The organism is Micrococcus sp. PSi08 (assembly GCF_054960655.1).
In genome coordinates this window covers 1-12,073 of sequence record NZ_JBHNYP010000014.1, presented here as the reverse complement: position 1 = coordinate 12,073, position 12,073 = coordinate 1, and the positions used below count along the sequence as shown (strand labels likewise).

Below are 12,073 nucleotides of genomic sequence, written 5' to 3'. Positions count from 1 at the left end.
CCACCGCGCACAGCACGACGGCCGCCGTCCGGATCCCTCCGGACGGCGGCCGTCGTCGTGGTGGCGGGGCGGCTCAGACCTCGTGGTCCACGCGGTGCGCGGTGGACTCGGACACCTTGCGGATCGCGGCGCCGGCGCCGCGCTGGCCGGCGACCTTCAGCAGCGCCGCGACGCCCGCGGAGATGAACGCGAAGGACAGGGCCTCGACGAGGGGCAGCGTCTCGTCGGCCGCGTCGTCCGGGGCGCTGTGGCCGGTGACGAGCCGCCAGCCGCCCGCGACCACGCGGGAGCCGACGATGCCGCCGACCAGCGTGATGCCGGCGGACAGGGCTTTCTGGACGAGCGTGTTCATGGTGCGCCTTCCGTGGTCGGGGATATCACGTGCGGTTGCGGTCGCGGCCGACGACGTCGGACGGGCCGGTCTCCAGCCTAGCCCGCGGTGGGCACCGGGTCGCCGCTGACGTGCCGGCCGGGGTCGCCGTCGGCGTCCAGATGGGCCTGCAGCATGCCGGTGAGCTCGTGGTCCACGGGGATCTCGACGCCGTCGACGGCGCGCACCGGCAGGACGCCGCGCACCGAGGAGACGAGCCAGACGCCCTCGGCACCCTGGAGGTCCGCCGGGACGAGCGGGCCGTAGCCGAGCTCCCAGCCGTCCGCGTGGGCGGCCGCGAAGATCACGGCCTGCGACGTGCCGGCGAGGATGCCCTTCTGGCGCAGCGGGGTGAGGAGGCGGCGGACGCCGTCCTCCCCGGTGCGCACGATCAGCACCGTGGAGGTGGGACCCTCGAGCAGGTAGCCGTCCGCGCTGGTGAAGACGACGTCGTCGGCGCCGTGGGCGCGGGCGTAGCGCAGGGCGGCCATGTTCACGGCGTAGGAGAGGGTCTTCGCGCCGGTGAGCAGCCACGGGGAGCGCTCGGGGGCCTGCGAGTCGATGCCGCGGTCCAGCAGCAGCACCCGCAGCCCCCGCCGCCGCTCCTCGTCCTCGACCGCCGGGGCCGGGCTCAGCAGTGCCCACGCGGTGGGCGTGGGCACTGCGCCGGGGGCCGCGTCCGGGCCGCGCGTGACGGTCAGGCGCACGGCGAGGCGGTCCCCGGGCGCGACGTCGTTGGCCTCGGTGAACGCCCGCAGGCCGAGCGCGACGGCGGCCTCCCACGCCGCCGTCTCGGGGGCGGCCAGCTGCAGGGCGGCGGCGGACGCGGCCAGCCGGCCGAGGTGGGCTCCGAGCTTGCGCATGCGCAGGGTCCCGAGCCCGTCGGCGACGGCGAGCGCCGTCTCGAAGATGCCGTCGCCGCGCGTGACCCCCTGGTCCGTGACGCTCAGGTGCGGGACGGCCGGGTCCGCGAGCCGCGGGGCGGGGGCGCCGTCCGCGTCCGTCTCGAGCAGGACGAGGACGGGCGAGCCGGCGGCGGGGGAGAAGGAGGTGGGACGCATCCGCCCAGGATAGACGCCCGCCCCCGGCCGATCGGGGCCGGGGGCGGGCGTCAGGAGGGGCGGTCAGGCCCGGTGGGCGCCGCCGTCCGGGGCGGGGCCGGAGGGGTGCGCCGGGGCGTGGGCGCGCTCGAGCTGGGCGCCCTCCACGTCCACGTCCGGCATGATGCGGTCCAGCCACCGGGGCAGCCACCACGCCGCGTCCCCGAGCAGGTGCATCAGGGCCGGCATCAGCAGCAGCCGGACGACGAACGCGTCCAGCAGCACGCCGAAGGCCAGGCCGAAGCCGATCGGGCGGATCATCGCGTCCTCGGCGAAGATGAAGCCGCCGAACACGGAGATCATGATGATCGCCGCGGCCATCACCACCGCGCGGCCCGAGCGCAGGCCGGACAGCACCGCCTGACGGGCCGGCAGGCCGTGCGCGTAGGCCTCGCGCATGCCGGAGGCGATGAACAGCTGGTAGTCCATGGCCAGGCCGAACAGCACGCCGACCATGATGGTCGGCAGGAAGCTGAGCACCGGGCCCGGGTTGTGGACGCCGAACAGGGCGCCCAGCCAGCCCCACTGGTAGATGGCCACCACGCCGCCCATCGCCGCGAACACCGAGAGCACGAAGCCGCCGGTGGCGATCAGGGGCACCAGGATGGAGCGGAACACCAGGATCATGATCAGCAGGGACAGGCCCACCACCACGCCGAGGTAGAGCGGCAGGGCCTCCGCCAGGGTGTCCGAGACGTCGATGAAGCCGCTGGTCACCCCCGCCACACCCGGGTTCGAGGCCTCGCCGGCCGGGTCCAGGGACCGCAGCTCGCGCACGAGCTCCTCCGTGGAGACCGCATTGGGCCCCTCCTCGGGCAGCACCTGGTACATCGCGACCGTGCGGTCCTCGTTGAAGCCCGCCGGCACCACGGCGTGCGCGTGGTCGAGGGCGGCCAGCTGCTCGCCGACGTCGAGCTGGGCGTCCGTGGCGCGCCCCTCGTCCAGGCCGGCGGGCAGGTCCACGGTGACCACGAGCGGGCCGTTGTAGCCCTCGCCGAACTTCTCGGCCGTGAGCGCGTAGGCGAGCTGGGAGTCCGAGCCCTCGGGCTCGGAGCCGCCGTCCGGCAGGCCCAGGCGCATGGACCAGAACGGCACGGCCACCAGGACGAGCAGGGCCACGGAGGCGAGCGCCGTGGCGAGGGCGGTCGGCGTGGACAGCGTGGCGCGGCGGTGGGCGCGGCGCACGGCGTGGGCGCCCTCGCCGACGGCCGGGGAGGTGGCGGTGAGCCGTGCGCGCTCCCGGCGGGAGAGCACGCGCGGGCCGGCCAGGGCCAGCAGGGCCGGGGTCAGGGTCACCGCCACGAGCACGGCGACGGCCACGCAGACCGCGCCCACCGTGCCCATCAGGCCCAGGAAGCCGATGCCGGTGACGTTCAGGGCCGCGAGGGCGATCACCACGGTCACGCCGGCGAACACCACGGCGTTGCCGGAGGTGCCGGTGGCCAGCGCGATCGACTCGTGCAGGCCCGTGCCGCGCCGCAGCTCATGGCGGTGCCGGTTGACGATGAACAGCGCGTAGTCGATGCCCACGGCCAGGCCCAGCATCACCCCGAGCACCGGGGTCACGGAGATCATCTCCACGGCGGAGGAGAACGCGAGCGCCCCGGCGGCGCCCACGCCCACGCCCACCAGCGCGTTGACCAGCGGCAGACCCGCGCCCACGAGGGTGCCGAGCATGACCACCAGCACGATCGCGGCGACCACGAGGCCCACGACCTCGCCCGGGCCGAGCAGGGAGGGCACGGTGGCGTTGAGCTCCTGGGAGGGATGCACGGCGACGCCGTCGATGTCCGCGCCGGTGAGGGCGCCGGTGACCGCCTCCTTGTCCTCGGCGGTCACGTCCAGGGTCGGCGTCGTGAAGGTGACGATCCCGACGGCGGTGCTGCCGTCCTCGGACACGGTGCGGAAGTCCTCCGCGAGGGCCAGGGTGCGCTCGCCGCGCTCGGCCTCGACGCGGCCGTCGTCCAGCTCGGCGCGGCCGTCGGCGAGGTCGGCCTCGGCCTGGTCCAGGCGCTCCGCGCCGGCGGCCAGCTGGGCCCGGCCGTCCTCGAGCTCGGCGACGCCGCGCTCGTACTCGGCCCGGCCCTCGTCGATCTTCTGCTGCTGCGCGTCGAGCTCGGCCTCGGCCGCGTCCAGGGCCTGCTGCCGTCCCGCGGCCACCTGCTCGCGGCCGGCCTCGAGCTCGGCCTCGGACTCCTGCAGCTGCTGCCGGCCGGCGGCGAGTCGGGCGGCGCCGTCGTCGGCCTCGGCCTGGGCCGCCGCGAGCTGTTCGGCGCCCGCGTCGGCCTCGGCCTGGGCGGCCTCCAGCTGGGCGCGGGCGGCGTCGGCCTGGTCCTGACCGGCCGCCAGCTGTGCCTCGCCGGCGGCGAGCTGCGCCTCCTGGTCGGCGAACTGCGCGGCGACCTGCTCCGCCGGGACGCCGGCGGCCTCGGCCTCGGCCAGGGCGGCGTCCCGGGCCTGCTCGAGCTCGGTGCGGCCCGCGGCCAGCTGCTCGGCCCGGGCGTCGAGCTCGGCCTGCCCGGCCTCGAGCTCGGCCCACCGGGCGTCGAGCTCGGCCTGCGCGGCCTCGAGCTTCTGACGCTGTGCGTCGAGCTTGGCCTGGCCGGCCTCGAGGCGCTCCGCCTGCTCCTCGAGCTCGGCGCGGCCGGCGTCGAGCTGCTCCTGGCCTTCGGCCACCTGCTGCTCGGCCTCCCGGAGCGGGGCCAGGGCCTCGGCCGGCAGGGCGTCCAGGCCACGCTCCTCGAGGTCGGCGCGCGCGGCGTCGAGCTTCGCCTGCCCCTCCTCCAGCTGGGCGGCGGCCTCGGCCAGGCGCTGCTCGCCCGCGTCGGCCTCGGCCGTGCGACGCTCGAGCTCGGCCCGGCCGTCCTCGATCTCCTGGCGTCCGTCCGCGAGTCGCTGCTCGCCGTCGGCCAGCTCGGTGCGGCCCTCGTCGAGCCGGGTGCGGGCGTCGTCCTGCTGGGCCTGGGCCTCGAACGGGTCCACGACGCCCTCCACGGCCTCCTGTTCGGCGACGTCGTCCAGCAGGGCGGTGATCTGCTCGCGCTGGGCGTCGGTCAGGGGGGAGCCGTCCTCGGTGGTGAACACGACCTGGCCCCTGCCGCGGGAGGCCTCGGGGAACTCCTCCTTGAGGCGGTCCGTGACCTGGGCGGTGGGCGTGCCGGGGATGGTGACGGTGGAGGAGAGCGTGCCGCCGAAGGCGAGGAACCCGCCGACGGCGAGGGCCAGGACGAGCACCCAGGCGAGGATCACGAGGAGGGGGCGGCGGGCGGCGCCGAGGCCGAGACGGTAGAGCAGTGTCGCCATGGGAAGGGGAGGTCTCCGTGCGCTGGGGTGGGACGCGGCCGGACGCGGCGCGCCGCCTCCGATGCTACACCTAAGCGGAGCGAACCGCTCCGGTCCCGGCGCGGGCACCCGACCGGCCCGCACGCAGACCCCGACGCCCCGGCCCCGGGCACCGCCGCCGTCAGGCGGAGGGCGGGTGCAGGACCAGGTCCGCCGCGGCGCGCGGGGCATGCCGGGCCAGGTAGTCCTCTTCCTGTGCGGCCCAGCGGTCCCAGTGTGGGGCGAAGGTCTCGCCGTCCCGGGCCAGCGCCCGCGTGCGCCGCGCGGGGGTCTCGAGCTCGAGCCACACCGCCAGGTCGAGCAGCGGCCGGGCGGCGGTGCTGAGCGCGCCCACGCCCTCGCACACCACGACGTCGGCCGGCGCGGTCCCCCGCGGCGGACCGGGGGCGGCACGGTGCCAGTCCCATGTGGTCCAGGTCGCCGTGCCGCCCTCCCGCAGCGCGCGCACGACGGCCGGGTAGGGGCCGTCGTCGCCCACCGCCGCGGCCAGCCCGTCCCAGCCCCGGTACATGGACTCGATCTCGATCACCTCGACGCGCGCGAATGGTGCGATCCGGGCCGCGAGCGCGGCGGCGAGGACGGTCTTGCCCGACCCCGAGCGGCCGTCGAGGCCGATGAGCGCCGGTCGAGTCACGGGTCCTCCGGGGCGGGGTCCGTCAGTGCGGCGGTGGCCGCCTCGAGCACCCGCACCGCAGCCCGCAGCTCCGCGGCGGAGAATCCCTCGAGGGCGGCGCTCAGCCGCTGGGACATCGGTTCGAACGCGCGCTGTCCGTCGCGGCGGGCCGTGTCCGTGTGCTCCACCAGCACGCGCCGCCGGTCGCCCTCGTCCCGGCGGCGGCGGACGTGGCCCGCGGCGGCCAGGCGGTCCACGAGGGCGGTGGCCGAGGCCCGGGTGAGGTGCAGGTGGGCGCCGAGGTCCGTGGCCGTGACGGGCTCACCGGCCGCCGCGCGGGCCATCAGGAGCGCCAGGGCTCTGAGGTCCGTGCGGTGCAGGCCGACGCCGCGGCCGGCCTCGTCGACGGCGTGCTCCGCGCTCTCGCTGAAGACGCGCAGCGCGTGGACCACGGCGAGGTGCTCCGCGGGGGCGGAGGGGGGCTGCGTGGTCATGGCCGGGAGTCTAGCCAGCCCCCATGGTTGTTTGATCATCGAACCACCCCCTACGCTCGGAGGCATGCCCACCCCGCCTGACCTCTCCGGCTTCCGCACCCCCGCCGCGCCGGGGCGTCCCTCCCGGGGGCTGCGGCTGGGCCTGGCCGCGGCGCTGGCCGTGGTCTGGTTCGCCGTGCTCGGCCTGGGCGGCCCCGTGTTCGGCAGGATCGGCGACGTCTCCTCGAACGACCAGGCCACCTTCCTGCCGGCGTCGGCCGAGTCCACCCGCGCGGGGGAGCAGGCGGCGGCCTTCCAGGACGGTGAGGCCGTGCCCGCCGTCGTCGTGGGCCCGGCGAGCACTGCGGACCCCGCGGCCGCCTTCCCCGCGCTCGCGGACCTCGCGGGCCGGCTGGGCGAGGTGCCGGGCGTGGTCGACGTCGCCGGTCCGATCCCCTCCGACGACGGTGCGGCGGTGCAGTTCCTGGCCTTCGTCGACTCCTCGGCCGGGGCTGAGCGACCCGTGGCCGACGTGGTGGCCGACCTGCGGGAGGTCGTGGCGGACCCGGCGGCCGCCGACCCCGCCCTCGCCGGCACCGTGGCCGCGGACACCGAGTGGCACGTGGGCGGTCCGGCGGGCCTGGTCGCGGAGCTGGGCGGCGCGTTCGCGGGGATCGACGGGCTGCTGCTGCTCGTGGCGCTCGTCGTGGTGTTCGTGATCCTCGTGGCGGTGTACCGCTCCGTCCTGCTGCCGGTCCTCGTGCTGCTGACGGCCGTGGCCGCGCTCTGCGGCGCGATCGTGGCCGTCTACGGGATGGCCCTGGCGGGCTGGATCCAGCTCAACGGCCAGGCCCAGGGCATCCTCTCGATCCTCGTGATCGGCGCGGCCACGGACTACTGCCTCCTGCTCGTGGCCCGGCACCGCGAGGAGCTGCTGGTCCGGGCGGACGTCGGGGAGGCGCTGCGGGCCGCCGTGCGCGGGTCCTTCGGCGCGATCACCGCGTCCGCCTCGACCGTGGCCCTCGCCCTGCTGATCCTGATGGCCTCGGACCTCAACTCGACGCGCTCCCTCGGCCCCGTGGCCGCCACGGGTGTGGCCTTCGCGTGGCTCGCCGCCCTGACCCTGTTGCCGGCGCTGCTGCGGCTGACCGGGCGTGCCGCCTTCTGGCCCACGATCCCGTCCCCCGAGCGTGCGCGCCGTCGCGCGGAGCGCCGCGCCGCCCGGGGCCGGGCCTTCACCCCGCCGCGCGACGGCGCGGGCCGGCCCATCGCCGGCCTCGAGGAGGACCACGGGGTGTGGACGCGGGTGGGTGCCGTCGTCGCGCGCCGGCCCCGCCTCGTCTGGGTCGCCACGACGGTCGTGCTCCTCGCCCTCTGCGGCGGCCTGCTGCAGCTGCGCGCGGACGGCGTCGCCCAGGAGGACGTGCTGCTCGGCGACTCCGACGCCCGGCAGGCCCAGGCCCTGCTGACCGAGCACTTCGACGCCGGCGCGGGCGCCCCCGCCCAGATCCTCGCCCCGGCCGGGGACGCGGAGGCGGTGCTCGCCGCCGTCACGGAGGACCCCGGCGTGGCCGAGGCCGCGGTCACCACGGACACCCCCGAGGCCGCCGCGGGCCTGCCCCCGGGCGCGCTCGACGCGGAGGGCGGGACGGGCGCCGCGTCCGCGCCGGAGCCGCAGCCCCGCGTGGTGGACGGCCGCGTGCTGGTCTCTGCCACCCTGGCGGACCCGGGCGAGTCCCTCGCCGCGCAGCAGACCGTGGCCCGCCTGCGCGACCGGCTCGCGGACCTGCCCACCTCGGGCGAGATCCTCGTGGGCGGCCCGGCGGCCCAGGCGCTGGACACGAACGTCACCACGCAGCGCGACCTGCGGGTCGTCATCCCGCTGATCCTCGCGATGCTGCTGGTCATCCTCGCGGTGCTGCTGCGCTCGCTCCTGGCACCCGTGCTGCTCGTGGTCAGCTTCGGTGCGGCCCTGGGCGTCTCGGCCCTCGTGTTCCGGCACGTGTTCGGCTTCGAGGACGCCGACCCCACCGTGCCGCTGTACGGCTTCGTCTTCCTCGTGGCGCTCGGGATCGACTACACGATCTTCCTGATGACCCGGGCGCGGGAGGAGACCCCGCGGCACGGCACGCGGGCGGGCGTGCTGCGCGCCCTCACCGTCACGGGCGGGGTCATCACCTCGGCCGGCGTCGTGCTGGCGGCCACCTTCGCCGCGCTCGCGGTGATCCCGCTGATGTTCATGGTGCAGTTGGCATTCATCGTCGCGTTCGGCGTGCTGCTGGACACACTGGTGGTGCGCACGCTGCTGATCCCCGCGCTCGTCCGGGACATCGGCCCGCGCGTCTGGTGGCCGGCGCGGGCCGCCTGAGCCCGGACGGCGACAGAGGGCCCGACCGGCGGTGCGGTCGGGCCCTCCGTGCACGCGGGCGCCTCAGGGGCGCGCGGTCACTTCTTCTTCGACTTCTTCGCGTTCGAGGCCGTGGCCTTCTTGGCAGCCGACTTCTTCGTGCGAGCGCCCTGCGGGGCGGGCGCGGCCTGGTCGTCCTTCACCCGGCCCGCGGCGGCGGCCTCCGTGGCCGCACCCGCGCTGCTCAGGCGGCCGTCGTCCGTGGTCAGGAAGGAGCGCATGAACCACTGGAACAGCTCGAGCTGGGCCACCTGGTCGATGAGGATGTCCTGGGTGACCGGGTCGAGGTCCTCGGTGGCGTCGATCGCGGCGCGGTGATCCGTCACGACGCCGTCGTAGACGAGGTCCAGCGCGGCCAGGTGCTCCAGGGTCGTCGCGCGGCCCAGCGTGTAGTCGTCCCACGTGCGGGCGGCCACGAGGGCGCCCGGGGTGCCGGCGGGGGAGACGCCGAGGGTGGCGATGCGCTCGGCGACGACGTCCACCATCGCGCGGACCAGCTCGATCTGTGGGTCGAGCATCTCGTGTACGCCGATGAAGCCCGGACCCACGACGTTCCAGTGGGCGTGCTTCAGGGTGAGCTGCAGGTCGTTGAGGGCGTGCAGGCGACCCTGGAGGATCTCGGCGGTGCGGCGGCCCGTGCTCAGGGACAGGCCCGGGACGGTGTACTCGGCGGCGTTCTTCTCGGCCATGGTGGTGCTCCTTCTCCGTCGGGACGGGCGCGCCGTCGGCGACGCCCCGTGTTCCGCCATTCAACCGCGCGAGACCCGCGCGCTTCCAGGGCCCGGCGCCTGCACCGGGACGGATCAGGGATGGACCCGGGCCCCGGGAATGGATCGCGGACGGCCCGCGTTGACCCTCGCAGAAGCAGAAGTGAGTGAAGTCGACTCAGGTTCACTTGACAGTCCACCGCCCCGGTGGCAACCTGAGTCATGAAGGCTCAATTCCCTGCGGCGCCGGTGCCCCGGCCCGCGGGTCCGGCCCCCGCTTCACCGTCAGACAGGAAGGACCCCATCATGTCCCGTGCAGTCGGCATCGACCTCGGCACCACCAACTCCGTTGTCGCCGCCCTCGAGGGTGGCGACCCGGTCGTCATCGCGAACGCCGAGGGCGCCCGCACCACCCCGTCCGTCGTCGCGTTCTCCAAGGGCGGGGACGTCCTGGTCGGCGAGGTCGCCAAGCGCCAGGCCGTCAACAACCCCGAGCGCACCTTCGCGTCCGTCAAGCGCCACATGGGCACCGACTGGACCACCGAGGTGGACGGCAAGAAGTACACCCCGCAGGAGATCTCGGCCCGCACGCTGATGAAGCTCAAGCACGACGCCGAGGAGTACCTGGGTGAGAAGGTCACCGACGCGGTGATCACCGTGCCCGCCTACTTCAACGACGCCGAGCGCCAGGCCACCAAGGAGGCCGGCGAGATCGCGGGCCTGAACGTCACCCGTATCATCAACGAGCCCACCGCGGCCGCCCTGGCCTACGGCCTGGAGAAGGGCAAGGAGGACGAGCTCATCCTGGTCTTCGACCTGGGCGGCGGCACCTTCGACGTGTCCCTGCTCGAGGTCGCCAAGGACGAGGACGACTTCGCCACCATCCAGGTGCGCGCCACCGCCGGCGACAACCGCCTCGGCGGCGACGACTGGGACCAGCGGATCGTGGACTGGCTGCTCCAGCAGGCCAAGTCCAAGGGCGCGGACCTGTCCAAGGACAAGATCGCCCTGCAGCGTCTGAAGGAGGCAGCGGAGCAGGCCAAGAAGGAGCTCTCCTCGGCCACCTCCACCAACATCTCGCTGCAGTACCTGTCCGTGACCCCCGAGGGCCCGGTGCACCTGGACGAGCACCTCTCCCGCGCCAAGTTCCAGGACCTCACCAAGGACCTGCTCGAGCGCACCCGCAAGCCGTTCGAGGACGTCATCAAGGAGGCCGGCGTCAAGGTCTCCGACATCGACCACGTGGTCCTCGTCGGCGGCTCGACCCGCATGCCCGCCGTCTCCGACCTGGTGAAGGAGCTGACCGGCGGCAAGGAGCCCAACAAGAGCGTGAACCCGGACGAGGTCGTCGCCATCGGCGCCGCGGTGCAGGCCGGCGTGCTCGCCGGCGAGCGCAAGGACGTGCTCCTGATCGACGTGACCCCGCTGTCGCTGGGCATCGAGACCAAGGGCGGTGTGATGGCCAAGCTCATCGAGCGCAACACGGCCATCCCGACCAAGCGCTCCGAGACGTTCACCACGGCCGAGGACAACCAGCCCTCCGTGTCCATCCAGGTCTTCCAGGGCGAGCGCGAGTTCACCCGGGACAACAAGGCGCTGGGCACCTTCGAGCTGACCGGCATCGCCCCGGCCCCGCGCGGCATGCCCCAGATCGAGGTCACCTTCGACATCGACGCGAACGGCATCGTGCACGTCTCCGCGAAGGACAAGGGCACCGGCACCGAGCAGTCGATGACCATCACGGGCGGCTCCTCGCTGTCCAAGGAGGACATCGACCGCATGGTCAAGGACGCCGAGGCCCACGCGGACGAGGACAGGAAGCGCCGTGAGGCCGCCGACCGCCGCAACCAGGCGGAGCAGTCCGCGTACTCCGTGGACAAGCTCCTGCAGGACAACGCGGACAAGCTGCCCGAGGACGTCAAGACCGAGGTGCAGGCCGACGTCGACGCCCTGAAGGCCGCCCTGGAGAAGCAGGACAACGACGACGAGGTCGCCGCCGCGTTCGAGAAGCTCCAGGCCTCCCAGGTCAAGATCGGCGAGGCCCTCTACGCCCAGCAGGGCGCGGAGTCGGCCGACGCCGGCGCCGAGTCCGCCGCCCCGCAGGACGACGACGAGGACATCGTCGACGCCGAGGTGGTCGACGAGGACGACGAGAAGAAGGCCTGACACCCCGGTGCCGGGGCGGGCGTCCACGCCCGCCCCGCCCGGAGGCCCACGACGCCGGCGGGCCGGCCCGGCAGCGCCCCTGCCGGGCCGGCCCGCCGGCCTTCCCGCACCACCCCCCCGCGCGGCGGACCCGCCGCGCCCACCCGCTTCGAAAGGACACACCATGAGCGCCGACCAGCAGCGTCCGCACGGCTCCTCCGATGCCGAGCGCGGCTCCGAGGAGGAGCCCATCGTGTTCAACGACCGTCGCCGCATCGACCCCGAGACCGGTGAGCCCCGGGTCTCCGCCGAGAGCGCGGCCGAGCAGGCCGAGGACGGCGACGCCCTCGCCCAGGCCGAGCGCATCCTCGACGAGGCCGGCGCGCAGGCCGGGACCGAGGCGCCGCAGCCCGCGGCCTCGGACCGCGAGGCCGAGCTCGAGACCGACCTGCGCCGGCTGCAGGCCGAGTTCGTGAACTACAAGCGTCGCGTGGACCGCGACCGCGACCTGGCCAGGGACGCCGGTGTGGTCAAGGCCGTCACCGCGCTGCTGCCGGTGCTCGACGACATCGACGCCGCCCGCGCCGCCGGCGACCTGACGGACGGTCCGTTCGCCGCGATCGCGACCAAGCTCGACACCGCCCTGGCCGGCCTCGGCCTCGAGCGCCACGACCAGGAGGCGCTGGCCGGCGTCGAGTTCGACCCGGCCGTGCACGAGGCCGTGATGCGCCAGCCGCACGCAGAGGTGCCCGCGGACCACGTGGTCCAGGTCTTCCGCAACGGCTATCTCCGGGACGGCCGCGTGCTGCGCGCCGCCCAGGTGATGGTCTCCGCCGGAGACGAGTGACCCCGTCGGGGGGGGGGGCCCCCCCCCCCCCCCCCCCCCCCCCCCCCCCCCCCCCCCCCCCCCCGCCCC

9 protein-coding genes are annotated in these 12,073 nt (G+C 75.1%); 3 read left to right on the top strand and 6 right to left on the bottom strand.

Annotated features, from left to right (window positions below; genetic code table 11):
- Positions 1–73 precede the first annotated feature (73 nt).
- The 5 genes from ACFI33_RS06305 to ACFI33_RS06285 all read right to left on the bottom strand — a co-directional run bounded on the left by ACFI33_RS06305 (position 74) and on the right by ACFI33_RS06285 (position 5,919).
- Positions 74–352: a DUF4235 domain-containing protein gene (locus tag ACFI33_RS06305; protein ID WP_036317169.1), complete on the bottom strand. Its 279-nt coding sequence runs from the start codon at positions 350–352 to the stop codon at positions 74–76.
- Between the two features lie 77 nt (positions 353–429).
- Positions 430–1,431: an aminotransferase class IV gene (locus ACFI33_RS06300; RefSeq protein WP_102708547.1), complete on the bottom strand. Its 1,002-nt coding sequence runs from the start codon at positions 1,429–1,431 to the stop codon at positions 430–432.
- A 63-nt stretch (positions 1,432–1,494) separates the two neighbouring features.
- Positions 1,495–4,773: an MMPL family transporter gene (locus ACFI33_RS06295; protein WP_462623826.1), complete on the bottom strand. Its 3,279-nt coding sequence runs from the start codon at positions 4,771–4,773 to the stop codon at positions 1,495–1,497.
- A gap of 160 nt (positions 4,774–4,933) precedes the next feature.
- On the bottom strand, positions 4,934–5,446 hold the full coding sequence (locus ACFI33_RS06290; RefSeq protein ID WP_123244408.1) for a nucleoside/nucleotide kinase family protein: 513 nt from the start codon (positions 5,444–5,446) through the stop codon (positions 4,934–4,936).
- Positions 5,443–5,919, bottom strand: coding sequence for a MarR family winged helix-turn-helix transcriptional regulator (locus ACFI33_RS06285; RefSeq protein ID WP_462623825.1), 477 nt, complete (start codon positions 5,917–5,919; stop codon positions 5,443–5,445). Before ACFI33_RS06285 ends, ACFI33_RS06290 begins: the two co-directional genes overlap by 4 nt.
- 64 nt (positions 5,920–5,983) lie before the next feature.
- On the opposite strand from ACFI33_RS06285, the gene ACFI33_RS06280 reads away from it, so the two are divergent.
- The gene (locus ACFI33_RS06280; RefSeq protein ID WP_462623824.1) at positions 5,984–8,266 is read left to right on the top strand and encodes an MMPL family transporter; all 2,283 of its coding nucleotides are present in this window, start codon (positions 5,984–5,986) and stop codon (positions 8,264–8,266) included.
- Between the two features lie 77 nt (positions 8,267–8,343).
- Here ACFI33_RS06280 and ACFI33_RS06275 read toward each other — a convergent pair whose 3' ends face one another.
- Positions 8,344–8,994: a Dps family protein gene (locus ACFI33_RS06275; protein ID WP_049146221.1), complete on the bottom strand. Its 651-nt coding sequence runs from the start codon at positions 8,992–8,994 to the stop codon at positions 8,344–8,346.
- Positions 8,995–9,318: 324 nt separating this feature from the next.
- On the opposite strand from ACFI33_RS06275, the gene dnaK reads away from it, so the two are divergent.
- Both dnaK and ACFI33_RS06265 read left to right on the top strand, forming a co-directional pair.
- Entirely contained in the window at positions 9,319–11,178 is a 1,860-nt protein-coding gene (gene dnaK, locus ACFI33_RS06270; protein ID WP_036340002.1) for a molecular chaperone DnaK, read from the top strand.
- A gap of 163 nt (positions 11,179–11,341) precedes the next feature.
- Complete coding sequence (locus tag ACFI33_RS06265; RefSeq protein WP_010080231.1) at positions 11,342–12,004, top strand: nucleotide exchange factor GrpE; 663 nt, start codon at positions 11,342–11,344, stop codon at positions 12,002–12,004.
- The last annotated feature ends 69 nt before the right edge of the window (positions 12,005–12,073 follow it).